Source organism: Chryseomicrobium sp. FSL W7-1435, assembly GCF_038595005.1.
Taxonomy (GTDB): Bacteria; Bacillota; Bacilli; order Bacillales_A; family Planococcaceae; genus Chryseomicrobium.
The window spans coordinates 2,395,010-2,418,002 of record NZ_CP151997.1; the positions used below are offsets into that span (position 1 = coordinate 2,395,010).

At 44.4% G+C, this 22,993-nt stretch carries 22 protein-coding genes, 11 tRNA genes and 3 rRNA genes; 4 read left to right on the forward strand and 32 right to left on the reverse strand.

What is annotated here, in order from left to right; all coding sequences use genetic code 11:
* Positions 1–251 precede the first annotated feature (251 nt).
* Complete coding sequence (locus MKY84_RS12105; RefSeq protein WP_342526307.1) at positions 252–773, reverse strand: effector binding domain-containing protein; 522 nt, start codon at positions 771–773, stop codon at positions 252–254.
* Positions 774–951: 178 nt separating this feature from the next.
* Here MKY84_RS12105 and MKY84_RS12110 point away from each other — a divergent pair, with 178 nt between their 5' ends.
* Positions 952–1,275 (forward strand): four-helix bundle copper-binding protein, encoded by a 324-nt coding sequence (locus MKY84_RS12110; RefSeq protein ID WP_342526308.1) that lies wholly within the window; start codon positions 952–954, stop codon positions 1,273–1,275.
* 72 nt (positions 1,276–1,347) lie between these two features.
* On the opposite strand, the gene MKY84_RS12115 is transcribed toward MKY84_RS12110, so the two are convergent.
* The 3 genes from MKY84_RS12115 to MKY84_RS12125 form a co-directional block, all read right to left on the reverse strand.
* Positions 1,348–1,443, reverse strand: coding sequence for a putative holin-like toxin (locus MKY84_RS12115; protein WP_342526310.1), 96 nt, complete (start codon positions 1,441–1,443; stop codon positions 1,348–1,350).
* 143 nt (positions 1,444–1,586) lie between these two features.
* Positions 1,587–1,659: transfer RNA gene (locus MKY84_RS12120), tRNA-Ala, on the reverse strand.
* Positions 1,660–1,716: 57 nt separating this feature from the next.
* Positions 1,717–3,711, reverse strand: coding sequence for an AarF/UbiB family protein (locus MKY84_RS12125; RefSeq protein ID WP_342526313.1), 1,995 nt, complete (start codon positions 3,709–3,711; stop codon positions 1,717–1,719).
* Between the two features lie 110 nt (positions 3,712–3,821).
* On the opposite strand from MKY84_RS12125, the gene MKY84_RS12130 reads away from it, so the two are divergent.
* Positions 3,822–4,271, forward strand: coding sequence for a small multi-drug export protein (locus MKY84_RS12130; protein ID WP_342526314.1), 450 nt, complete (start codon positions 3,822–3,824; stop codon positions 4,269–4,271).
* Positions 4,272–4,284: 13 nt separating this feature from the next.
* Positions 4,285–4,614: a TIGR04104 family putative zinc finger protein gene (locus tag MKY84_RS12135; RefSeq protein ID WP_342526316.1), complete on the forward strand. Its 330-nt coding sequence runs from the start codon at positions 4,285–4,287 to the stop codon at positions 4,612–4,614.
* Between the two features lie 480 nt (positions 4,615–5,094).
* On the opposite strand, the gene rrf is transcribed toward MKY84_RS12135, so the two are convergent.
* The 28 genes from rrf to acpS all read right to left on the reverse strand — a co-directional run bounded on the left by rrf (position 5,095) and on the right by acpS (position 22,306).
* Positions 5,095–5,210, reverse strand: a 5S ribosomal RNA gene (rrf, locus tag MKY84_RS12140).
* A gap of 46 nt (positions 5,211–5,256) precedes the next feature.
* A 23S ribosomal RNA gene (locus MKY84_RS12145) occupies positions 5,257–8,182 on the reverse strand.
* A 111-nt stretch (positions 8,183–8,293) separates the two neighbouring features.
* Positions 8,294–8,369 (reverse strand) — tRNA-Ala (locus tag MKY84_RS12150).
* Positions 8,370–8,393: 24 nt separating this feature from the next.
* Positions 8,394–8,470 (reverse strand) — tRNA-Ile (locus MKY84_RS12155).
* Between the two features lie 90 nt (positions 8,471–8,560).
* Positions 8,561–10,115: ribosomal RNA gene (locus MKY84_RS12160) — 16S ribosomal RNA — on the reverse strand.
* Together the 16S, 23S and 5S rRNA genes with 10 tRNA genes alongside form the textbook arrangement of a ribosomal RNA operon.
* A 273-nt stretch (positions 10,116–10,388) precedes the next feature.
* Positions 10,389–10,462, reverse strand: a tRNA-Gly gene (locus MKY84_RS12165).
* Between the two features lie 21 nt (positions 10,463–10,483).
* A tRNA-Arg gene (locus MKY84_RS12170) sits at positions 10,484–10,560 on the reverse strand.
* An 11-nt stretch (positions 10,561–10,571) separates the two neighbouring features.
* Positions 10,572–10,658 (reverse strand) — tRNA-Leu (locus MKY84_RS12175).
* Between the two features lie 71 nt (positions 10,659–10,729).
* A tRNA-Lys gene (locus tag MKY84_RS12180) sits at positions 10,730–10,805 on the reverse strand.
* 11 nt (positions 10,806–10,816) lie between these two features.
* A tRNA-Gln gene (locus MKY84_RS12185) sits at positions 10,817–10,891 on the reverse strand.
* A gap of 16 nt (positions 10,892–10,907) precedes the next feature.
* Positions 10,908–10,983, reverse strand: a tRNA-Asp gene (locus MKY84_RS12190).
* A gap of 21 nt (positions 10,984–11,004) precedes the next feature.
* Positions 11,005–11,076 (reverse strand) — tRNA-Glu (locus MKY84_RS12195).
* 7 nt (positions 11,077–11,083) lie between these two features.
* Positions 11,084–11,158, reverse strand: a tRNA-Asn gene (locus MKY84_RS12200).
* Positions 11,159–11,246: 88 nt separating this feature from the next.
* The gene (locus MKY84_RS12205) at positions 11,247–11,714 is read right to left on the reverse strand and encodes a SprT family protein (RefSeq protein WP_342526318.1); all 468 of its coding nucleotides are present in this window, start codon (positions 11,712–11,714) and stop codon (positions 11,247–11,249) included.
* 57 nt (positions 11,715–11,771) lie between these two features.
* Positions 11,772–13,910 carry a Tex family protein gene (locus MKY84_RS12210; RefSeq protein WP_342526320.1) on the reverse strand — a complete coding sequence of 713 codons (2,139 nt, stop codon included), beginning with the start codon at positions 13,908–13,910 and terminating at the stop codon, positions 11,772–11,774.
* Between the two features lie 89 nt (positions 13,911–13,999).
* Positions 14,000–14,608, reverse strand: a complete 609-nt coding sequence (locus tag MKY84_RS12215) for a PP2C family serine/threonine-protein phosphatase (protein WP_342526321.1) — start codon at positions 14,606–14,608, stop codon at positions 14,000–14,002.
* Positions 14,605–15,390 (reverse strand): RNA polymerase sigma factor SigB, encoded by a 786-nt coding sequence (sigB, locus tag MKY84_RS12220; protein WP_342526322.1) that lies wholly within the window; start codon positions 15,388–15,390, stop codon positions 14,605–14,607. Before sigB ends, MKY84_RS12215 begins: the two co-directional genes overlap by 4 nt.
* Positions 15,368–15,838 (reverse strand): anti-sigma B factor RsbW, encoded by a 471-nt coding sequence (gene rsbW / locus MKY84_RS12225; RefSeq protein ID WP_342526324.1) that lies wholly within the window; start codon positions 15,836–15,838, stop codon positions 15,368–15,370. The genes sigB and rsbW overlap by 23 nt, the downstream gene beginning before the upstream one ends.
* A 2-nt stretch (positions 15,839–15,840) precedes the next feature.
* Complete coding sequence (locus MKY84_RS12230) at positions 15,841–16,170, reverse strand: STAS domain-containing protein (RefSeq protein ID WP_342526326.1); 330 nt, start codon at positions 16,168–16,170, stop codon at positions 15,841–15,843.
* A gap of 68 nt (positions 16,171–16,238) precedes the next feature.
* Positions 16,239–17,240 carry a PP2C family protein-serine/threonine phosphatase gene (locus MKY84_RS12235; protein ID WP_342526327.1) on the reverse strand — a complete coding sequence of 334 codons (1,002 nt, stop codon included), beginning with the start codon at positions 17,238–17,240 and terminating at the stop codon, positions 16,239–16,241.
* Positions 17,241–17,253: 13 nt separating this feature from the next.
* A complete protein-coding gene (locus MKY84_RS12240) occupies positions 17,254–17,655 on the reverse strand; it encodes an anti-sigma regulatory factor (RefSeq protein ID WP_342526328.1) in 402 nt (133 codons plus the stop codon).
* A gap of 6 nt (positions 17,656–17,661) precedes the next feature.
* Positions 17,662–18,024, reverse strand: coding sequence for an STAS domain-containing protein (locus tag MKY84_RS12245; protein ID WP_342526329.1), 363 nt, complete (start codon positions 18,022–18,024; stop codon positions 17,662–17,664).
* Positions 18,024–18,851, reverse strand: coding sequence for an STAS domain-containing protein (locus tag MKY84_RS12250; RefSeq protein WP_342526330.1), 828 nt, complete (start codon positions 18,849–18,851; stop codon positions 18,024–18,026). Before MKY84_RS12250 ends, MKY84_RS12245 begins: the two co-directional genes overlap by 1 nt.
* Positions 18,852–18,987: 136 nt before the next feature.
* Positions 18,988–19,338: a type II toxin-antitoxin system PemK/MazF family toxin gene (locus MKY84_RS12255; protein ID WP_342526331.1), complete on the reverse strand. Its 351-nt coding sequence runs from the start codon at positions 19,336–19,338 to the stop codon at positions 18,988–18,990.
* Positions 19,339–19,343: 5 nt separating this feature from the next.
* Positions 19,344–19,607 carry a hypothetical protein gene (locus MKY84_RS12260; protein ID WP_342526334.1) on the reverse strand — a complete coding sequence of 88 codons (264 nt, stop codon included), beginning with the start codon at positions 19,605–19,607 and terminating at the stop codon, positions 19,344–19,346.
* 112 nt (positions 19,608–19,719) lie between these two features.
* Positions 19,720–20,835 (reverse strand): alanine racemase, encoded by a 1,116-nt coding sequence (gene alr / locus MKY84_RS12265; protein ID WP_342526335.1) that lies wholly within the window; start codon positions 20,833–20,835, stop codon positions 19,720–19,722.
* 66 nt (positions 20,836–20,901) lie between these two features.
* Positions 20,902–21,906, reverse strand: coding sequence for an outer membrane lipoprotein carrier protein LolA (locus tag MKY84_RS12270; protein WP_342526337.1), 1,005 nt, complete (start codon positions 21,904–21,906; stop codon positions 20,902–20,904).
* A 46-nt stretch (positions 21,907–21,952) separates the two neighbouring features.
* Entirely contained in the window at positions 21,953–22,306 is a 354-nt protein-coding gene (gene acpS, locus MKY84_RS12275; RefSeq protein ID WP_342526338.1) for a holo-ACP synthase, read from the reverse strand.
* 56 nt (positions 22,307–22,362) lie between these two features.
* Here acpS and MKY84_RS12280 point away from each other — a divergent pair, with 56 nt between their 5' ends.
* Complete coding sequence (locus MKY84_RS12280) at positions 22,363–22,989, forward strand: rhomboid family intramembrane serine protease (protein ID WP_342526339.1); 627 nt, start codon at positions 22,363–22,365, stop codon at positions 22,987–22,989.
* Positions 22,990–22,993: the final 4 nt, after the last annotated feature.

The following is a 22,993-nucleotide window of genomic DNA, read 5'->3' on the forward strand; positions in this document are numbered from 1 at the left end:
AAGCGTTTGCACAAAGCCCATAATAAAAATTCACTTCATTCTCCTATGGATCTATCTATTTAATCCAATGCGAGTGCACGGTGAAAGCAGTGAAAACGTTTGCATAAATTTAATTTTATTATAGCGCGTATTCATAATTTTACAATCCTTTTTTTGAAAATACTGTTCAAATTGCTCCTTTTGATTCATAGTCCTATACTAACATGGTGGAAATTTACAATAAAACCCCTTCTCTCTTAGGGAGAAGAGGCCTAGCGTACCGCTAAATAAACATCTATTTCATTGGATGAAGTGAATGGATTATAAGAGGCACTCCACTCTTCTAGATCAAATCCTAAAGGTGTGTATTCTGCATGTTCTTCACAAAAAGCATATAAGTAATCATGTGTCTCATGAATTTCTTCTGGGCTTCCCATATGTTTTGTCTTCATATAATGACAGGCTGGCACAGTATAGCTAACCATATTTTCAGGTAACGTGATGGCTCTCTTGACCTTGAAGCCAATTATATTTTTGAAGGAATCTTTTCGTGGATCAAAATTATCAGTAAGTGGATAGGATTGGATAAAAATCACTTCATCGCTCACACGGTCTTTTATCGACTCTTTATGTACGATTAAGTCATTAAAGTAGCTCAAATCAAGCTTGTTTTTCTCGACTTCTACAAGCGTTGCTTCGAATTGATAACCTACAATTGTAAACGCATCTCGTTTCACGAGCTTTGGCTGCATTGTTTTTCCCTCCGGTCTAAACATAATCTCTACTTGAACCATCTTTCATCCTCCTTTATCTGACGTTATAGTGTTATTCGTAGTACCACTTTTGTTTCAGGGGGTCTTTTTCTTAAGTATACCAAATACCAATTTGAAAAATTGCCTCTATAAGTTGGGAAATGTTTAATGTGAAGTCTCGAGGGAATGTAAGATTAACAAAAAAAAAGGAGGAATTATTATGGTTTCGAACTATCACGAATTGGTAAAGACTCTTCAAGAATGCAGTGCTGCCTGTAACCATTGTTTTGATTCTTGTTTGAATGAAGAAGATGTAACAATGATGGCTGAGTGTATTCGTCTGGATAGAGAGTGTGCAGACTTTTGTTCTTATTTAGAACAAGCGATTTTACGGAATTCTCCATTTGTAAAGCAGTTAGCCGCACTCTGTGCCGATATTTGTGATGCATGCGCGGAAGAATGCGGGAAGCATACACATGATCACTGTCAACAATGTGCTAAACATTGTCAGTTATGCGCAGAAGCTTGTCGCGCCATTGCCTAGTTTAATCTCTCGGGCCGTCTCCCTTGTTTCTTATCCTAATGAGTTAAATAAATGGTCGTTCATCTAGAGCGACTATTTTTTTTGTGTGAATGCATAGGATAAGGCCAGGATGCTTACAATCAATGTTCCAAAACCAATCATCATCGAAATTCCTTCAAAAAATGTCATTTGCCTCACTCCTTTCATGGGGAGCGCCTTCTGAAACGACCTCATGTGTTCTTTGTAAAGTCATTATATCGTACATACGTTCGTATTTTCAACAAAAGAAAAACGGCATTTAGCCGTTTTGCATATTTCCCAAGTTGTTTAGATGGAGACTATCGGGATCGAACCGACGACCTCTTGCATGCCATGCAAGCGCTCTCCCAGCTGAGCTAAGCCCCCGTGCTCTCTTATTCTATCGGAACACAGGGAGTTTGAAAAGAATATTTTTCATTTCTACTACAGTTTTTTTATATCACGGATTGCTTGCACGGATAAACGCACCAGTAAAATCGCACATAGGAACAAACCAACATAAGACACTGTATTTAAATACACTGCATAAGCTGTTTCAACTACTTGAGCAATTGCTAACAATGCTACAGAAATAATGCCAAAAGTAATTCCCACCATTAACAAAACAAACTTTGAAAACAGCAAGGTTACGAATTGATTGTTCGCTTTATCTGAGAAAATATCATGGTGTAAAATTATCTTTCCACTTTCTACACGTTTAATGAGTTGGTCTACTCTTCGTGGAAGCTTTCGCAAGGCTGGTAATGCCAAGGCCATTTCTTCCTCAAAGGATTTCCATAGCTCTTTGGGCTCTTGAAACGGTTTCTTCCACATTTCATGTATATACTCTTCTGAGAACTCTTTGGCCTCTGCAAAAGTATCAAAGCTTGGATGGATAATGGACAGTGTCCCATCAAGCGTTACAAGAGAACGTAGTGCTTGGGCAACTGACGGATAAAAATGCAGGCCATGTTTACGCACAATCGCAAACAACGAGAAAACCAGCTCTTGAGTAGGTATTTTAGTGACATAAGAAACCTTTAATAACAGCTGACCTACTTCTTGTTCTAAAGCTATGCGGTCAATATGGGCAGACTCTGAAATCATTTTTGTTAACGCATCTACTAGGACACTTTCATTCTGTTGATGAAGGCCAAGCAAGAATAAATGGAAAGCTTCTTGTTGTTCATTTGGCAACCGACCCACAGCACCAAAATCAAGAAGTGTAGCTTCTCCCGTCTTACCATCTATAAATATATTTCCGGGATGAGGATCCGCATGGAAGATACCTGGACCAATCATCTGCTCAAAGAAGGAGTACAAGACCGTTTGAGCAAGCTCGTAACGATCAAGGTCATGTTTGATAATGAGCTCGTCTGCTTCCACGATTGTGCAGCCCTCTACATACTCTTGAACAATCATTTTGTTGTTACTAAATCTAGTGTAAACGAATGGCACTTTAACTGGGTAGACACTATTATTGACCGTTTTAGCAATTTGCAACGTGTTGCGAACTTCGATTGAGAAATCGATTTCCTCTTTTAATCCCTCCGCAAATCCTCTAGCCAAATCTTGAAAACCAATGCTCTCTGCCCAGGATGATCTTTCTGATATCCACTCTGCAAAATCCAGTAGAATCCCTAAATCGTCCTCCATAATCTTACTGACGTCTGGTCGTAATAATTTCACGACAACGAGCTCATTGCTTTCCTTCAGTCTAGCCTTGTGGACTTGGCCAATTGAGGCAGCTGCAAGAGGCGTATAATCAAAGTCACTAAAGACATCTTCGATTTTCCCTGGCAATGCCTCGTCCAACAGTTTGATTACTTGATCATTAGATAAGGGTGTTACGTGTTGTTGTAGATTACTAAGTTCACGTATAAAGGCTCTTGGGAAAAGTTCAGAACGTGTTGAAAGAACTTGCCCAAATTTAACAAATATACCTCCTGCTTGTTCGAGCGTATCTCGAAAAGCTCGAGCTAGCTCCTCTTCATTCTCACGATGCCTTGCGTATTGTAAGGTTCGAGTGAAGCCATTGGTCATGGCTATTTGTAGGACAGCTCGAAATCGCTTTTGCCTTCTTCTATAAACAAACAGTCTCGTAAAAAATGATTTGTGGGACGAAGGCTTTCCACGTTCCGTTAAGGCTCGAGGATCAAACAGTTCAAAAAATAAGTATAAGAGCATGGCAATTAACAACATACTGCCTGTCCAAATAATAGCACTTGGATCCGTTACGATTTCATAGAAGTCATTGGTGAGAAAGTCTGTAGTTCTCAGGTAAGAATACCAATAAACCACTGTAGTAAGAATCATACTGATAACAACTGCTAGAAAGCGTTTCACAAAATTTATCCTAGTCCCCATTAGTCTTCCACTGATTGAATAGATGAAGAAGCCTATAATTACAGTAACCAGCAATAACCCTAAGATTTTCATACACTCACCTCCCTTGTACCTCCTATTCTCACGCAAAGCTGCCCGAATAACAAGAGGAACTTCCATGGTATACTTAGAGAGATCCCCATTAGTGGGAAGGGAGTGAATTTATGATCATGGAATACTTTCTAGTTTTTTTAGGGGCTGCGATCCCTTGGCTAGAGATGGGCTTAGTTATTCCAGTAGGCATAGTGACAGGTTTAGACCCTGTACTTGTTACAATCGTCGCTGCAATTGGAAATTTACTAACAGTATTTATAGTTATTATAGGTTTTGAAAGATTTCAACGTTGGCTTGCAAAACGTCGTAAGGCTAAACAAGCTGAACCATCCAAAAGAAGCAATCGAGCCAAGGAATTGTGGAAAAAATACGGCTTGCCCGGCATGATTATGCTCGGTCCAGTTTTAATAGGTACACATGTTGCGGCCTTTATTGCGCTTGTCGTCGGCGGGTCGAAAATTCAAACAACCATTTGGTCAACAATTAGTATTATTTTATGGGCTCTCGTCTTTGCAGTTCTCACCGCACTTGGTGTAGATATCTTTGTGAGGGCTACTTAGGAGAATGATGGCAATGAAAAATAGACGCACCTGTCAAAATTGTGGCCATACTTGGGCATACCCAGCTGCACTGAAGCGTGCATGGCTTTCAAATTCCACTCAAAAATGTGCAAAATGCGGAGCTGATCAATATTTATCTGCGCATTCAAGGATGCGTAGTGGTACCTACGCTGTTATGGTGATGGTCGCCATACTGCTGATTCGCGTTTTAGTAGACTTATCTATGGCACAATCAGTAACACTTGCCATCAGCCTGTTTTTAGCCGTATTTTTAATTTATCCATTTACGATTGAATTGACTAATGCTAATCAAAGATTTTCGGAAATGAAGCGAAAAAAGTAGACAATTAAATGTTTTAACAGATTTGGCGTAAATTTTGAGCAGTAACTTGCTCTTTGTTTGCGTCTTTTTTGTGGTTTGCGGGGTGAGCTAGCGTTTATTGGTCAGGGATTTCGTTTTATTGGCCACTAGCAGGGCTTTATTAGCCGCCAACCAACATCTATTGTCCTCTAGTCGATTTTGGGAAACTAATAACCCGAGCCCTTGCTAGGAAGAGCTCTTGGTCACTCAAGGTCTTACTAGGAAGGGCTTTGTGATTGTCAGTAGTCACAGAGAGTGCTGCGGTAGCGTTTCGATGGCTAATTGAAGAGTTTCGGCGATTGTGTCGGAGGTTTTGCCGATTGTGTCGAGAGTTTCGCCCTCTATTTTCCGCGTTTCACACGATACTGCTAGTATGGAAACTTAATCGCCCCTCAAAGGACCTCACTAGAAAGTTCAAGACAACAAAAAAAGGCCACCCCTTACGGGATGACCTTCTTGTGCGCCCAGCGACGTCCTACTCTCACAGGGGGAGACCCCCAACTACCATCGGCGCTGAAGAGCTTAACTTCCGTGTTCGGTATGGGAACGGGTGTGACCTCTTCGCCATCATCACTAGACCTTGAGCCTGTTCGCTCAAAACTGGATAGAACTCCATTGATTTTTTTGGTTAAGTCCTCGATCGATTAGTATTCGTCAGCTCCACACATCGCTGTGCTTCCACCCCGAACCTATCTACCTCATCGTCTTTGAGGGATCTTACTTACTTGCGTAATGGGAAATCTCATCTTGAGGGGGGCTTCATGCTTAGATGCTTTCAGCACTTATCCCGTCCACACATAGCTACCCAGCGATGCCTTTGGCAAGACAACTGGTACACCAGCGGTGTGTCCATCCCGGTCCTCTCGTACTAAGGACAGCTCCTCTCAAATTTCCTACGCCCACGACGGATAGGGACCGAACTGTCTCACGACGTTCTGAACCCAGCTCGCGTACCGCTTTAATGGGCGAACAGCCCAACCCTTGGGACCGACTACAGCCCCAGGATGCGATGAGCCGACATCGAGGTGCCAAACCTCCCCGTCGATGTGGACTCTTGGGGGAGATAAGCCTGTTATCCCCGGGGTAGCTTTTATCCGTTGAGCGATGGCCCTTCCATGCGGAACCACCGGATCACTAAGCCCGTCTTTCGACCCTGCTCGACTTGTAGGTCTCGCAGTCAAGCTCCCTTATGCCTTTACACTCTACGAATGATTTCCAACCATTCTGAGGGAACCTTTGGGCGCCTCCGTTACACTTTAGGAGGCGACCGCCCCAGTCAAACTGTCCGCCTGACACTGTCTCCTGCCCGGGTAACGGGCATGGGTTAGAACTTCAATACAACCAGGGTAGTATCCCACCGACGCCTCCTCCGAAGCTGGCGCTCCGGGCTCTTAGGCTCCTACCTATCCTGTACAAGTTGCACCAAAGTTCAATATCAGGCTACAGTAAAGCTCCACGGGGTCTTTCCGTCCTGTCGCGGGTAACCTGCATCTTCACAGGTACTATAATTTCACCGAGTCTCTCGTTGAGACAGTGCCCAGATCGTTACGCCTTTCGTGCGGGTCGGAACTTACCCGACAAGGAATTTCGCTACCTTAGGACCGTTATAGTTACGGCCGCCGTTTACTGGGGCTTCAATTCGCACCTTCGCTTGCGCTAAGCACTCCTCTTAACCTTCCAGCACCGGGCAGGCGTCAGCCCCTATACGTCACCTTACGGTTTTGCAGAGACCTGTGTTTTTGCTAAACAGTCGCCTGGGCCTATTCACTGCGGCTCTCTCGGGCTTTCACCCTGTCAGAGCACCCCTTCTCCCGAAGTTACGGGGTCATTTTGCCGAGTTCCTTAACGAGAGTTCACTCGCTCACCTTAGGATTCTCTCCTCGACCACCTGTGTCGGTTTGCGGTACGGGCACCTCCCGCCTCGCTAGAGGCTTTTCTTGGCAGCGTGAAATCAGAAACTTCGGACTACGTCCTCCTCGTCACAGCCTGGTGTTGTAGATGCGGGATTTGCCTCACATCACACCTCACTGCTTGAACGTGCACTTCCAGCCGCACGCTTCCCTATCCTACTGCGTCCCCCCATCACTCAAATGGCGGGGAGGTGGTACAGGAATATCAACCTGTTGTCCATCGTCTACGCCTATCGGCCTCGACTTAGGTCCCGACTGACCCTGAGCGGACGAGCCTTCCTCAGGAAACCTTGGTCATACGGTGGATGGGATTCTCACCCATCTTTCGCTACTCATACCGGCATTCTCACTTCTAAGCGCTCCACCTGTCCTTCCGGTCAAGCTTCGACGCCCTTAGAACGCTCTCCTACCACGCATACCCTAGGTATGCATCCACAGCTTCGGTGAACCGTTTAGCCCCGATACATTTTCGGCGCAGCGTCACTCGACCAGTGAGCTATTACGCACTCTTTAAATGATGGCTGCTTCTAAGCCAACATCCTGGTTGTCTAAGCAACGCCACATCCTTTTCCACTTAACGGTTACTTTGGGACCTTAGCTGGTGGTCTGGGCTGTTTCCCTCTTGACTACGGATCTTATCACTCGCAGTCTGACTCCCAGATACAAATCATCGGCATTCGGAGTTTGTCTGAATTCGGTAACCCGGGATGGGCCCCTAGTCCAAACAGTGCTCTACCTCCGAGATTCTTTATCTGAGGCTAGCCCTAAAGCTATTTCGGAGAGAACCAGCTATCTCCAGGTTCGATTGGAATTTCTCCGCTACCCACACCTCATCCCCGCACTTTTCAACGTGCGTGGGTTCGGACCTCCAGTGAGTGTTACCTCACCTTCATCCTGGACATGGGTAGATCACCTGGTTTCGGGTCTACGACCCCATACTCATTCGCCCTATTCAGACTCGCTTTCGCTGCGGCTCCGTCTCCTCGACTTAACCTTGCATGGAATCGTAACTCGCCGGTTCATTCTACAAAAGGCACGCTATCACCCATTAACGGGCTCTAACTACTTGTAGGCACACGGTTTCAGGATCTGTTTCACTCCCCTTCCGGGGTGCTTTTCACCTTTCCCTCACGGTACTGGTTCACTATCGGTCACTAGGGAGTATTTAGCCTTGGGAGATGGTCCTCCCGGATTCCGACGGAATTTCACGTGTTCCGCCGTACTCAGGATACACTCTGGAGGGCAATGGGTTTGGACTACAGGACTTTTACCTCGTGTCGTGGGCCTTTCCAGACCGCTTCGTCTACCTATCGCCTTTGTAACTCCGTATAGAGTGTCCTACAACCCCAAGAGGCAAGCCTCTTGGTTTGGGCTCTTCCCGTTTCGCTCGCCGCTACTCAGGGAATCGATTTTTCTTTCTCTTCCTCCAGGTACTTAGATGTTTCAGTTCCCTGGGTCTGCCTCCGACCAGCTATGTATTCACTGGAAGGTAACATGCCATTACGCATGCTGGGTTTCCCCATTCGGAAATCTCCGGATCAAAGCTCACTTACAGCTCCCCGAAGCATATCGGTGTTAGTGCCGTCCTTCATAGGCTCCTAGTGCCAAGGCATCCACCGTGCGCCCTTCCTAACTTAACCTAAGTTAGTGCTCCTCTAAAAAAGAAGAGACTTAAGGTCACACGTCAATTGCTTGACGTTGTGTTTTGTTACAATCAATGTCGTTCTATCCAGTTTTCAAAGAACAGGTAATGGTGGAGCCTAGCGGGATCGAACCGCTGACCTCCTGCGTGCAAGGCAGGCGCTCTCCCAGCTGAGCTAAGGCCCCAGTAAAGGGTATCTAATTAAAAAATGGTGGGCCTAAATGGACTCGAACCATCGACCTCACGCTTATCAGGCGTGCGCTCTAACCAGCTGAGCTATAGGCCCCAAAAGAATGCAATTGTACTTGAACATTCAAAACTGAACTGCAAGACGTCAAGTCTCAGACCGAAAGGTCTGTTCCGAAATATTCCTTAGAAAGGAGGTGATCCAGCCGCACCTTCCGATACGGCTACCTTGTTACGACTTCACCCCAATCATCTGTCCCACCTTCGGCGGCTGGCTCCATAAATGGTTACCCCACCGACTTCGGGTGTTACAAACTCTCGTGGTGTGACGGGCGGTGTGTACAAGGCCCGGGAACGTATTCACCGTGGCATGCTGATCCACGATTACTAGCGATTCCAGCTTCATGTAGGCGAGTTGCAGCCTACAATCCGAACTGAGAATGGTTTTATGGGATTGGCTTGCCCTCGCGGGTTTGCAGCCCTTTGTACCATCCATTGTAGCACGTGTGTAGCCCAGGTCATAAGGGGCATGATGATTTGACGTCATCCCCACCTTCCTCCGGTTTGTCACCGGCAGTCACCTTAGAGTGCCCAACTGAATGCTGGCAACTAAGATCAAGGGTTGCGCTCGTTGCGGGACTTAACCCAACATCTCACGACACGAGCTGACGACAACCATGCACCACCTGTCACCGCCGTCCCCGAAGGGAAGGCCTAGTCTCCTAGGCGGTCGGCGGGATGTCAAGACCTGGTAAGGTTCTTCGCGTTGCTTCGAATTAAACCACATGCTCCACCGCTTGTGCGGGCCCCCGTCAATTCCTTTGAGTTTCAGTCTTGCGACCGTACTCCCCAGGCGGAGTGCTTAATGCGTTAGCTGCAGCACTAAGGGGCGGAAACCCCCTAACACTTAGCACTCATCGTTTACGGCGTGGACTACCAGGGTATCTAATCCTGTTTGCTCCCCACGCTTTCGCGCCTCAGCGTCAGTTACAGACCAGAAAGCCGCCTTCGCCACTGGTGTTCCTCCAAATCTCTACGCATTTCACCGCTACACTTGGAATTCCGCTTTCCTCTTCTGCACTCAAGTCCCCCAGTTTCCAATGACCCTCCACGGTTGAGCCGTGGGCTTTCACATCAGACTTAAGGGACCGCCTGCGCGCGCTTTACGCCCAATGATTCCGGACAACGCTTGCCACCTACGTATTACCGCGGCTGCTGGCACGTAGTTAGCCGTGGCTTTCTAATGAGGTACCGTCAAGGTACCGACAGTTACTCCGGTACTTGTTCTTCCCTCACAACAGAGTTTTACGATCCGAGAACCTTCTTCACTCACGCGGCGTTGCTCCATCAGACTTTCGTCCATTGTGGAAGATTCCCTACTGCTGCCTCCCGTAGGAGTCTGGGCCGTGTCTCAGTCCCAGTGTGGCCGATCACCCTCTCAGGTCGGCTACGCATCGTGGCCTTGGTGAGCCGTTACCTCACCAACTAGCTAATGCGCCGCGGGCCCATCCTGTAGTGACAGCCGAAACCGTCTTTCAACATCGGACCATGAGGTCCGATGGATTATTCGGTATTAGCCCCGGTTTCCCGGAGTTATCCCAATCTACAGGGCAGGTTGCCCACGTGTTACTCACCCGTCCGCCGCTGAATCGAGAGGAGCAAGCTCCTCTTTTCATCCGCTCGACTTGCATGTATTAGGCACGCCGCCAGCGTTCGTCCTGAGCCAGGATCAAACTCTCCATAAAGAGAACTTAATATAAGCTCATTTTGTTGCTGGCATCATTTTCGAGTGTCAGACACTAGGAATCCCCGCGATAAGTCAAACCATTCAGAAATGCAAAGCATTTATGAACGACCCGACTTATCACAAAATTCCTGGGCAGTGTCTTCTACATCTTGGATAATGATGTCCAAAAAAAAATATCCTTCTCCACTAACGAGGGTTAGCTTCAAAAGGTTGTTGCTTGACGTCTTGCATGTTCAGTTTTCAATGTTCAAAGTATGCTCTCAAAAAAAATTGGAGCGGGTGAAGGGAATCGAACCCTCATCACCAGCTTGGAAGGCTGGGGTTTTACCACTAAACTACACCCGCGTAGTAGGTTTAATATATAATTGGCGCGCCCGAGAGGACTCGAACCTCTAACCGCTTGATTCGTAGTCAAGTACTCTATCCAATTGAGCTACGGGCGCTATATAAAGAATGGTGCGGCCGAGAGGAGTCGAACCTCCACGGGGTTAACCCCCACTAGGCCCTCAACCTAGCGCGTCTGCCATTCCGCCACGACCGCGTAGTCATCAATAGTGCTTGATGCGACAATTATTATTTTACAAAAGTACCAAAGTACTTGTCAAGGCTAAATGGTGAGCCATGAAGGACTCGAACCTTCGACCCTCTGATTAAAAGTCAGATGCTCTACCAACTGAGCTAATGGCTCTTCATAAAAAATGGCTGGGGTACTAGGATTCGAACCTAGGCATGATGGAATCAAAATCCATTGCCTTACCGCTTGGCTATACCCCAATACGTTAATTAAAAATGGCGGTCCCGACGGGAATCGAACCCGCGATCTCCTGCGTGACAGGCAGGCATGTTAACCGCTACACCACGGGACCTATGTAAAATTAAAATGGAAATGACCCCTACGGGATTCGAACCCGTGTTACCGCCGTGAAAGGGCGGTGTCTTAACCGCTTGACCAAGGGGCCATAATAATGGCTCCGAAGGTAGGACTCGAACCTACGACCAACCGGTTAACAGCCGGTTGCTCTACCACTGAGCTACTTCGGAATTACTTTATTTTTGTTGCTCGTCATCAGCTGACTTTTATTATTATAGATATACCTTATAAAAAGGTCAACAGTTTTTATCGATATTTTTATTGTTTTTTTAAACCTTGATAAATAAGAGCTCCCGAACACTTGCCACACCTGTATTTATCAGTATTCATGCGAATTTTCCGACTATATAACAACCTGCATTTTGAACATTGATAGTAGTGTAGTTGAAGAGCTTGACGGCGCTTCACTCCAGGCAATGCTTGGCAAAAGCGTGGGGCGTCGACTTGTTTTAGCAACTGCTTAAAATCTTGATCGCGGTGCTGATACCCTTTCCCTCCAATATGTAGATGATAATGGCAGAGCTCATGTTTAATAATACCTTCTGCTTGACTCAACGTGGCCGCTGTAACATAACCAGGATTTATTTCAATCGCATGTGTACCCAGCAAATAGCGCCCACCTGTCGTTCGAAGGCGTGAATTGAAACGTGCTTCATGCCGGAAGGGTTTCTTAAAATGTTCTATGGAAAGTTGCTCGACCCAGTTCTGAAGTTGTTGATCCGTCATGCTGCAACCCACTTTCTGAAAAATTCAGGTCCTCCTTTGAAGGAAGACCTGAGTGTTTTATTCTTGATTAGGCGCTACCATAGATAACGCCACGCGCCCCTTCTCTACCGCTACATCTTCTATCCAAACTGTGACAATGTCACCGAGGGAGACCACTTCAAGAGGGTGCTTTACATATCCTTTTTTTAACTTAGAGATATGAACAAGTCCATCCTGTTTTACTCCGATGTCGACAAATGCGCCAAAGTCTACGACATTACGAACTGTCCCTTGCAGTTCCATGCCCCGTTTCAAATCTTCTAACTTTAATACATCTGTTTTCAAAAGAGGTTGTGGATATGCCTCTCGTGGATCTCGCAAAGGACGTTTCAGTGCATCAACGATATCATGGAACGTTTCTTTTCCAATTCCAATCGAGTCGTCATAGTTTACACCACTTAACGCTTCTTCAGCCTCTTTAGTACCAATTTGTTTTACCGTGATTCCTGCCCGTTTGCTAATTTGCTCTGCTGCTTCGTAGCTCTCTGGGTGAATTGATGTCTTATCTAATGGATTCTTAGCCTCTGGTACGCGTAAAAAGCCAATAGCCTGCTCATAGGTCTTAGCTCCAAGTCGTGGTACCTTCTTCAGTTGAGCACGTGAAGTGAAGGCTCCGTTATCATTGCGCATTGCCACAACATTTTCTGCGACGACACGGGATAGCCCTGCTACATATTGCAATAAAGAAGTAGAAGCTGTATTCACATCTACACCTACTTGGTTGACCGCTGTTTCCACAACAAAATGCAATGACTCCGCTAATTTTTTCTGAGAAACGTCATGTTGGTACTGGCCAACACCAACTGCTTTTGGCTCAATTTTCACTAACTCAGAAAGTGGATCTTGCAAACGACGTGCAATGGAGACCGCGCTACGCTGTTCTACTTGCAGTTCCGGAAACTCTTGTCGTGCCGTATCTGAAGCAGAGTAGACCGAGGCGCCTGCTTCATTGACAATGACATAAGCCGCTTCACTCCCTGTCTGTTGAAGGCAATTGACGATAAACTGTTCCGTTTCTCGAGAAGCCGTCCCGTTGCCGATAGCAATCAAAGAAATCGGAAACTTTTTAAGTAGCTGGGCTATCTTTTCTTCTGCTTCCTTCAATTTGCGAATAGGAGCGTGCGGATAAATCGCATCAATTTTCAATACCTTCCCCGACTCATCAATGACAGCAAGCTTACAACCTGTTCGGAATGCCGGGTCAACACCTAAAACCATCTTGCCTTTAATAGGAGGCTGCAATAACAAACTCTTGAGGTTCTCAGCAAAAATGTGAATCGCCTGCTCTTCTGCTACTTCTGTCAGGTCGTTGCGCAGTTCGCGCTCAAGCGCCGGATGCAAAAGTCGTTTCCATGCATCTGCTACTACCGATTGCATAAATGGTAAAAGAGGATGTGCGTGTGCTGGTGTCCAATTTTTCGACACGACAGCTAGCACTCGGTCAACGTCAACTTCAACAGCTACACGCAAAACATCCTCTTTCTCTCCACGATTAATGGCTAACGTTCGGTGAGGCACGATTTTCGCAGCTGCTTCTTGGTAGTCATAATACATTTCAAAGACGGCTTTTTCATCAACAGCGCCTTTTTTCAATTTGGTTACAATTAGCGATTGTTTCTTATAGAACACTCGTAAAATAGACCTAATCTCAGGATCATCTGAAATCAGCTCGGCAAGAATGTCAGAGGCACCTTGTAAAGCTTGCTCTGTTGATTCTACTTCACCTTGTATAAAAGCAGCCGCTAGTTTTTCTGGAGTTGAATGTGGCCATTTTAAAATTTCTAACGCCAGTGGTTCTAGCCCTAACTCTTTAGCGATTGTCGCTTTCGTGCGCTTTTTCTGCTTATAAGGGCGGTAATAATCTTCCACTCGTTGAAGAACGGTTGCATGTTCAATCTTTTTTCTAAGATCTTCTGTAAGCTTTCCTTGTTCTTCAATCACTCGTAGGACTTCTTGTTTTCTATCAGCTAATTGATTCATATAGGCAAATCGATCTTCGATTGCTTTGATTTGAACTTCGTCTAATGATCCCGTTTGTTCTTTACGGTACCGTGCAATAAATGGAACCGTCTTAGCATCTTCTAAAAGAGCAATTACTTGGCTCACTTGGTAAGCCTTGATCTGCAATTCTTTTGCAATTTGTTCATGGATGTTCATTCCGTCACGTCCTTTGCGTTCATCTACTTTATTAGAATACCACACTCGTTTCCAAACAAAAAAACCTCCTGCCAAGGCAGAAGGTCCGCTCACAACTCATTCAATTGAATTCTTCCGGCAATGAAAGTTGCGTCATCCCCAAATTTCATCCCCATCATTACTCGTTCATACAAATCATCTGTTGAGCGTGCATTTTTTATAAGCTCTTTGGGATTGCGTATATCGACGCCATCTGAGTGCATCAAGAAGGTATCTCCCGGATAGATAGGATAAGTCTGTGTTCTAAGCGTTTGCTTCCGTCCAGACAAATACCCCATTACTGGGAGTGGATAAATCATTTTATCCAACTTCTTTTGGTACATGTAAAATTTCACATTACCCACACAGCTATAAGCAAGTGTCTGTTCCGTATAGTCCACTTTTACGAGCGCAACAGCTGCTCCACGTTTGTAAATCATTTCTTCATTACAACGAACAAGCAAGCGGTCGATTGACTCTTCCCCGTACTCTTTCAGAATTTCTGGTATGACATCAGCAGATTCTTTAGCCACCGGCCCATTCCCAAGACCATCCGCAATGGCACAAAGGAAGAACGTTGGATGTTCCGCGATATAATACGTATCTCCGGAGAGACGATTCCCATCTTTCGCTTCGTTATAAACGCGGACATGGACTAAATTGGATTCAATGTCCTTCACTCGTCCATTCCACCGGCTGATAGAATGGCATCTTGCAGTTTTTTAATTGCCTTACGCTGGATACGGGAAACGTGCATTTGCGAAATACCCAGGCGCTCACCGGCATCTTTTTGACTTAACTGCTCGATGTATGTAAGTTGAATGACTTCTTTTTCGCGATCCGATAAATATTTTAGTGCATTGGCAACTAGCATGCGCTGGTCAGTTTTTTCATACTCGCCATCTTCTTGACCAATGACATCAAACAAGGTAATAGTACTACCTTCAGAGTCCGCTTCAAGTGAATGGTCCATTGAGAGTGCTTGATAGCTCTTGCCCATCTCCATAGCTTCTAAAACATCTTCTACATCGACTTCTAAGTACGCAGCAATTTCCGCGACTTGAGGAGAGCGTTGCAGTTGAGTAGTTAATTCTTCAGCAGCTGATCGGATACGTGGACCTAATTCTTTAATTCGACGAGGAACGTGAACTGCCCAAGTTTTATCACGTAAAAAACGTTTAATCTCACCAATAATGGTAGGTACCGCAAAGGCTTCAAAGCTGCGTCCGAAACTTTCGTCATACCGTTTCATAGCACCTAACAAGCCTAGCATACCTACCTGGGCGATATCTTCGTGATGAGATTTTCCGTTTGAATATTTTCTCGCAATCGATTCGACGAGGCGCTTATAGTGCATAACAAGCTGGGTTTGTGACTCTTCAGACTGTGTTGTCTGATAATCATGTAACCACTCGAGAACTTGTTCTTTGGAAGCTTGATTATGATGAGACGTTTTCGACATTACCGGTCACCTGCTCAGATCCGACGTTTTTCGTCATAAAGATCGTGACACCTTCTTGGTGATGAACTTTCACTTCATCCATGAGCGTCTCAATCAGATAGAGTCCTAGGCCTCCTTCACGCATAAAAGATACTTCCTCCGTGTCTGAGTAAGGCCCGAGCTTTGCGCGAGTCGCTTGAAAGTCAAAACTTTTACCGTGATCCGCTACCATAATCTCCATTTTTTCTTCGTATAGAGCACAACCAATTACTACTTCGCCTTCTTCATTTTCTGAGTAGGCATGTTGCACTGCATTAGTAATAGCTTCAGATGCAGCGATTTTAACGTCCTCAATATCATCGTATGAAAAACCAAGACGGTTGGCTAAGCCTGAAATTGTCAGACGAGCCACACTAACAAATTGAGTTTTAGCTGGTACACGTATTTCTACGTAATCAAATGGCTTCATCTTCACTTCACCTCTCTTGTTGATGATTCTATGTCCATGATTTCCCCAAGACCTGTGATGTCAAACAATCTTTTGAGTCGTGAAGAGAGTCCTGTTAATTTAAGTTTTGCATTTTCAGACTTAACATTTTTGAAAAATCCTACGAATACACCTAATCCCGTTGAATCCATATAAGAAACTTCAGAAAGATCTAAGACGATTTCTTTAGAATCTTCTAAAGTGATTTCTGCTAGTTTTTCCCGTAACATCGGCGCTGTAAAAGCATCGATTTCTCCTTCAATAAATCCTAATACTTTATTGTCTTCACGCTGTAAGTCTACTGAAATATTCATGTATTTTTACCCCTCGTCTACTATATATGTTTAAGGTTCTATACCTCGTGTTACACGAGTGTAAACATTTACACGGCTCTTTTTACAATAACGAGCGTGAAATCATCACGAAGTTCAAAATCTTGTAACAGAATTAATTCTTTATAAACGTACTCAACCATTTCTTGAGCGCTCTCATTTTTTACGTCTTCAATAATTTGCATAACCTTTTCTATCTCAATGAATCCTTCTTGTGAACGGCACTCCGTTACCCCGTCCGTCATCATCACAACAAAATCTCCTATTTCCAACTGAACAATGTGCGATTGATAAGTCGTCTGCGGTAACACACCTAGAAGGAGACCCCTTACGAATAATTCGTGAAAGGTCTCCTCTTTCAAAGAATAATGAAGAGCAGGCTCGTGCCCCGCTGAAGCATACGTAAACGTATTGGAAGTCGTGTCATAGCTTGCATATAACATCGATACAAACATAGAGTCTGTGACGCTACGTTCAACAATTCGATTGATGACATCTAATACCACGGAAGGATCTTCATTCGCTGAATTAACACTGTCCATTCCATTTTTAATCATGGACATGCACAGCGCCGCAGGAATACCTTTTCCGATGACATCGGCAATGCCAATACCAATCGCTTGTGGATTAGATAAAAAGTGCACATAGTCTCCATTCATCTCTCTAGCAGGAACGGATAACATGCCGATATCTAATCCTTCGATATAAGGAACAGTTGTTTTAAGCAGTGTTTTTTGGACATTTGCAGCTAAATCCATCTCTATGCGGAAGTTCTCTTGTTTTTGTATTAAGTTTTGATGTTCATGAAGCGCAAGACCATATCGAACCATCACTTCAATCAACAAATCAAACGAATGATCAATCGTGTCCGGAATGTCAGCAACAACCTCTTCTAAAGCGGCTCTATGTATACCAATCATTTCTTCTGGCGAAATATTCTTTTGAATCAATTGTTTACTGAATGTCTGACCTTCATAAAGGTTCAGTTCATTTTGTTGTTCAAGATAGTTGCGCAAAATCGCCTTGTATTGCCTTTCTACTTCTTGAGGCATTCGATTTCACTCCTTACCGCAGCCACTTAGTAGCTGTAATCGTCGTACCTACTCCAACCTCTGTATCTACTTTAAAGTCATCCATTAAGCGTTTAACCCCTGGCATACCAGCACCTAAACCACCTGATGTTGTATAGCCATCCTCCATAACCTTTCGTAGATCAGGAATTCCTGGTCCTTCGTCGGCTGAAGTAATAATGATACCTTTCATTGCACCGTCTGTGATGCGTTCAATTGTAATTCTGCCTTTACCGGCATATAAGTAAATATTACGGGCTAACTCACTAATCGCAGTCGTGATCCGAGCCTGGTCAACAGTTCCGAAACCTACTTCCTTTGCCTCGTTACGTCCAAGCTGTCTCGCTGCAACGATATCCCACTCCGTAATGATATCTACAGAAGACTCAATGCTCATAATGGATTAGTCCTCCAATTCTCGTTCAAGTTTTTCCAATCCATTCTCTAAATCAAGGGCAGTTGCAACATCCTCTAAACGGATTCCAAGCTCAATTAAAGTAATCGCTACAGCTGGTTGAATCCCTGTGATAACAACTTTTGCACCCATTAAACCAGACATGCTGATAACATCCCCTAAAACTTTTGCAATGAAAGAATCGATAAAATCGATGGATGTTAAGTCGATAACGACACCACGAGCTGCCGTTGTGTGTAATTTATCTAGTAAATCCTCTTGGAAAGATAAGGCCATTTGGTCATCTAGTTCCCATTGGATTGAAACGATTAAAGTCTCACGTAATTTTAATATCGGAATTCGAGTTCTCATTATACTTCCACCTCAACAATTTCTCGATTTGTAATGGCTAATGCTTGTTCCATACCACGTTGCAATGTGCTAGTTGTTGTAAAATCATTCAAGTTAATGCCGAGCGCCACAATTGTTTGGGCGATCTCTGGGCGAATACCTACTAGCATACATTTGGCGCCGACTAGTCGGACTGCGTCTGCCGCTTGAATGATGTGATGCGCTACCATCGTGTCTACTACAGGAACTCCTGTAATATCAAGAAGCACTACTTCAGCACGGTGCTTCACAACACCTTGCAATAAGTTTTCCATAATTAGTTTGGCACGCTCTGTATCTATTGTACCCACTAGTGGCATCACAGAGATTTTTTCAAAGACCGGAATCAATGAGGCTGATAGTTCTTGTAAAGCCATTTTTTGCAACTGTACAGTACGTTCCCACGTTTTGGAGTAAGCTTCTACAATGCTTTGGTTGAGTGGTGTTAACCAATTGTTCATCAATCGGGTGTAGTTGGTAGCATTATTGTCATTTAAAAAGTCGGATTGTTCCATGTGTTGATACGTTGCTTCTGTAAAATTTGTTAAAGCTTTCATAACAAAAGAGATTGACCAACCATGACGGGCAATCTTCACTGAAAACTCTTCTACTTTGCGTGAGAAGTCTTGGTTATTTTCTGTAAGACTCACGATCATCAAGTCTCCAATTTCATGAGCTGTAGAATCAATCATCTCATCTGACATAATTTGAAAGAACTTACCGTCTTCCTCTTCTTCCATGTATTGCTTCCACGTTTCAAGAATCGGGTTAAGATTCTCACGTATATAGCTTGCTAATGTGACATTCATTTTTCGGAGACACTCCTTCAAATACTGTATTAGTTTTATTGTATCGGAAAACGCATCTTTTAGCACCTTCCAATATTCGCAAACCTAAACAAGAAAAAAGCACAGCATGCGCGCTATGCTTTTTAGTATGTATGTATTAAAACTTGATGAGGCCTAAACTGATAGCAACGGCGTGGTCAACACTCTCCATTACTTGTTCATCTAGGTGGGTGAGTTTGTCGGTTAATCGTGATTTATCGATTGTGCGAAGTTGTTCTAGAAGCACAACTGAGTCACGTTCTAGCTGATAACGTTCCGCATCAATTTCGATATGTGTGGGCAATTTTGCTTTTTGAATCTGGGCTGTAATTGCTGCAACAATCACAGTAGGACTAAATCGGTTGCCAATATCATTTTGCAGAACCAGTACGGGTCTTGTACCACCTTGTTCAGACCCGATTACCGGTGATAAATCTGCATAAAAGATATCTCCTCGTTTTACGATCAAATATGTCAGCCTCCACTTACGAGTCGCTCAGTGGTATCCTGCGCCTCATACTCTGCATGAAGACATTCACTGCAAATAGACAAATTAATATGAGACATTTCAAGGTAACCTTGCATCATGGCTTCTCGTATAATTATTGTTTGTCCTTGCAGCTTCGTCACGTGTGGTTCAATAACACGCTTTCCGTATACGGGACGGACTTCCTCCATATAGTCTGCTAACAGATAAACTGTTTCTATCTTATCTGACTTTCCCCCCAAAAAAAACACCTCCGACATAACTTTCCTCAATACGACAATTTCTTTCATCTTACCATCGATAGCCTTCATGAAAAAGCTAATTTCGACAATTAGAGGGAAATATACGTAGGAAGTACTAGTTTTATTTGTCAGATTGTGGGTAAATCCGTGGAACACGGGTAGAAAGTTGACAGCAGATTTCATAAGGAATGGTTTGTAAAAGCTCCGCCCATTCTTCAGCAGGAATGGTATGTACTCCATTTGAACCTAGTAATACCACTTTTGTGCCTACTTTAAACTCTTTCGGCAATTTTATCATCGTTTGATCCATGCAAATCTTGCCCACTATCGGCACTCTTGCCTCTTCCACAATGGGCGATAACCCTTTTAGTCCCCGTAACAAGCCATCTGCATAACCAACCGGTAAAGTCCCTATCCATTCCGGTTCAGCGCTTGTATAGCTAGCCCCATAACCAATAGAGGTTTCCTTCGCTACCTGCTTCACCTGTACGATTTCCGTTACTAGTCGCATTGCCGGGCGAAAAGGAAAAGGGGTATTGTCTTTCATCCAATTTGAAGGAGCGATCCCATACATAGAGATCCCAAATCGTACCGCATTAAAAACAGCGTGTTGATGTTGAATAGCAGCTGCACTATTAGCAGCATGAATATAACGCGGTCTTTCAGGAAAGAGTTGAATCCACTGTTCAAAACGTTCCAGTTGGCGCGTAAAATGTGGATTTTCAGCTTCATCTGCTGTAGCAAAGTGTGTGTAGATTCCTTGTAGATCCCAGTTAGGATGTTCTGAAAAAAGGGTTACTGCTTGCCGCACTTCTTGTTCAGACTGCAAACCAATTCGTCCCATTCCTGTGTCTAGTTTTAGATGCAGTCTAGGTTTAGCGGATGCAGGGATTTTCAGAAGCCAGTCAAGCGAGTGGGCAGTTAAATGGATATTGTGTTGCTCAGCAAACGGCAGAAAATGATGAGGGGAAATCCCTAACACCAAAATTTCTGACGTGCACCCTTCTTGGCGTAACTGGACCGCTTCATCAGGAGTGGCTACAGCAAATAAAGAGAGCCCGCGCTGCTCTAAAAACTGGACTACGCGAGCTGCTCCATGTCCGTAAGCATTAGCTTTCACAACAGGGATGAGCGTTGTTTGCTCCGCAAGTTGTGACTGAAGAGCTGCAATGTTTTTGTAGATGGCTTGTAAGTCAATTTCTAAATAAGTGGGACGATAATAAGGTGTAGAGTTCATAAGCAGTACCTTCTTCTATGGGAGTGTTTGTTTATATGGTAGCAGCATTTTTGAATCGGTCAATTGCTATTTTTGAGAGGCCGCACTCATGGAAGCTGCAACTTCAATCATTTCATCCGTTGTAAGCTGAGTAGAAGCAAGGAAATAGGATACGCCATTGTCTTCCCATTGCATAGAATAGTCTGTCATGGCTCCTAATTGAAAATCTATAGGCGCTGGATCCCCTGGTGCAAATACAGGAAGCAATTCGTTTGGTGCCGCAGGCTCTTGCACAAGAGTGAATGATTTTTCTCCACTGTAATGTAAAATGACTCGTTTTCCTCGAGATGTCTCCATCACTTGCTCTTCAACAAGTTCAACTCCTGGAAGCTCGGCAAGCGGATAGGCGGTTTCAAATTGCGGGTCGTCTAGCTCCGCACTAGCCGTTTCATCTTTTGCTTTTTCAAAAGGATCCACTTCATAATCAGCAGCTGTATGAATTTTCCCTAACTCTATCTTCTTAAAATCCAATTCCATCTTCTCTTGCCCATCTTCTGAGTGGATAACCACTCGCGTTGGCAATAGTGATTTTTTGTCGATTTCAATCGTCTGCTTCGGAAGTTGTTGTTGATGGGAATGTTTTGTCTTGGTCACAAATGTATAAGTCTTATCTTGTTCCGTAAACTGTGCTTCTTTGTCACTTTCAATGTCACGGAACAGGGATTCGATCAGATAAGCCTGACTATGCTTCAATGGCCATTCGCTTTTGAACTGATAGGATTTTTGAAGATGGGGCGATATCACAAATACTCCTTCTTTATTGCGCACAATCAATTGATTTTTTTCCGGATCTTGATCTGTCACCGATACGCGGTAGTAATCTGGCTTCGTGTGCCATACTTCAATTTGGTAACTTACTGCCCCTTCAGGGGATTGAACATGCATTTCTGCCTGCACTTCATACCCCTCTGGTTGCGCCCATTTTTCTGCCAGTTGTTTTTTCACTTTTTCTTCACTTGCTGCTCCGCAGCCTGCCAATAGACAAATCAAGAGGACCAGTACAAAGGTCTGCCATTTTTTCAGTGCGTCCATCCTTTCCATATACCATTCTAGGACACTATATGCGATAGAACACTGGCTATGACAGGAGAATCACTTGGGCAGCCGCATAGTCTCTTGTATGAGTAATGGAGATAAACCCTTGCACTGCAACGTTTTGGAACAGTAGTGACGGTGCTCCACTAGGTGCTTTACTTACTTCAATATCTTGAAAACTACAGTGCGCTCCAATACCTGTCCCTTTGGCTTTTGCGAATGCTTCCTTGGCAGCAAAGCGGGCAGCTAAAAATTCTAGCTGTCTACTGGGGATCGCTTGTTCGTAGTAAAGCTGTTCATTGGGCGTTAAAATACGTTTATAAAATTTAGGGGATCGCTGAACCAAACGTTCGATTCGGCTAAGTTCAATGATATCAAGACCAATTCCACTAATCATTCCACTTCTAAAGCTCCTCTCTACCATGTATACTAAAATCGAATGAGGTGAGTATTATGTTTATTAGACACGAAAACTTTCAACAATACCGGACGTATTACCCTGTCGTGTTTACGCTGCTGGTTGTGACCATTGCTGTTCATATTATAGCAAACCTCCCTGTCATCGGAAATTTGATTTACTCGATCGGGATCGGCCATAACGGCTCCATTGCAGCTGGAGAGTATTGGCGCCTGTTGACTCCAATCTTTCTTCACGGCGGTTTTATGCACTTGCTGTTTAACATGTTTTCATTATTTCTTTTTGGACCAGAGCTTGAACGAATCGCAGGCCGTGCTCGTTTTCTGACGATTTATTTCCTTGCAGGAATCGCAGGAAATGTGGCTTCTTACGTCTTTGAAGATGCGAGTTACATGCACTTAGGAGCCAGTGGGGCAATTTACGGGATTTTTGGTGCGTTTGCGGCTTTAGTGTATTATACACGCAACGCTCTCCCACAATTAAAACAAATTATCTTGCCAATTATTCTTATTGGAGTAGTTATGACGTTTGTGACACCTAATATTAATATTACTGCTCACTTAGGTGGCCTAGTGGTAGGTTTCTTACTAGGTTTTTATTACTTCCACCCGTCTCGTATTGCCAATTGGAAAAAAGCAAAACCGCGTACCGCACTGCGTTAATAAG

Excerpts from the sequence above, each read along its gene's own strand:
- MKY84_RS12230 (WP_342526326.1), bottom strand. The coding sequence starts at position 16,170 with ATGAATATTTCAGTAGACTTACAGCGTGAAGACAATAAAGTATTAGGA.
- MKY84_RS12115 (WP_342526310.1), bottom strand. The coding sequence starts at position 1,443 with ATGACATTTTTTGAAGGAATTTCGATGATGATTGGTTTTGGAACATTG.
- MKY84_RS12205 (WP_342526318.1), bottom strand. The coding sequence starts at position 11,714 with ATGACGGATCAACAACTTCAGAACTGGGTCGAGCAACTTTCCATAGAA.
- MKY84_RS12210 (WP_342526320.1), bottom strand. The coding sequence starts at position 13,910 with ATGAACATCCATGAACAAATTGCAAAAGAATTGCAGATCAAGGCTTAC.
- MKY84_RS12125 (WP_342526313.1), bottom strand. The coding sequence starts at position 3,711 with ATGAAAATCTTAGGGTTATTGCTGGTTACTGTAATTATAGGCTTCTTC.
- alr (WP_342526335.1), bottom strand. The coding sequence starts at position 20,835 with ATGAACTCTACACCTTATTATCGTCCCACTTATTTAGAAATTGACTTA.
- MKY84_RS12280 (WP_342526339.1), top strand. The coding sequence starts at position 22,363 with ATGTTTATTAGACACGAAAACTTTCAACAATACCGGACGTATTACCCT.
- rsbW (WP_342526324.1), bottom strand. The coding sequence starts at position 15,838 with ATGAAGCCATTTGATTACGTAGAAATACGTGTACCAGCTAAAACTCAA.
- MKY84_RS12105 (WP_342526307.1), bottom strand. The coding sequence starts at position 773 with ATGGTTCAAGTAGAGATTATGTTTAGACCGGAGGGAAAAACAATGCAG.
- sigB (WP_342526322.1), bottom strand. The coding sequence starts at position 15,390 with ATGTCGAAAACGTCTCATCATAATCAAGCTTCCAAAGAACAAGTTCTC.
- MKY84_RS12130 (WP_342526314.1), top strand. The coding sequence starts at position 3,822 with ATGATCATGGAATACTTTCTAGTTTTTTTAGGGGCTGCGATCCCTTGG.
- MKY84_RS12245 (WP_342526329.1), bottom strand. The coding sequence starts at position 18,024 with ATGAGAACTCGAATTCCGATATTAAAATTACGTGAGACTTTAATCGTT.
- MKY84_RS12135 (WP_342526316.1), top strand. The coding sequence starts at position 4,285 with ATGAAAAATAGACGCACCTGTCAAAATTGTGGCCATACTTGGGCATAC.
- MKY84_RS12250 (WP_342526330.1), bottom strand. The coding sequence starts at position 18,851 with ATGAATGTCACATTAGCAAGCTATATACGTGAGAATCTTAACCCGATT.
- MKY84_RS12110 (WP_342526308.1), top strand. The coding sequence starts at position 952 with ATGGTTTCGAACTATCACGAATTGGTAAAGACTCTTCAAGAATGCAGT.
- MKY84_RS12240 (WP_342526328.1), bottom strand. The coding sequence starts at position 17,655 with ATGAGCATTGAGTCTTCTGTAGATATCATTACGGAGTGGGATATCGTT.
- MKY84_RS12270 (WP_342526337.1), bottom strand. The coding sequence starts at position 21,906 with ATGGACGCACTGAAAAAATGGCAGACCTTTGTACTGGTCCTCTTGATT.
- MKY84_RS12235 (WP_342526327.1), bottom strand. The coding sequence starts at position 17,240 with ATGCCTCAAGAAGTAGAAAGGCAATACAAGGCGATTTTGCGCAACTAT.
- acpS (WP_342526338.1), bottom strand. The coding sequence starts at position 22,306 with ATGATTAGTGGAATTGGTCTTGATATCATTGAACTTAGCCGAATCGAA.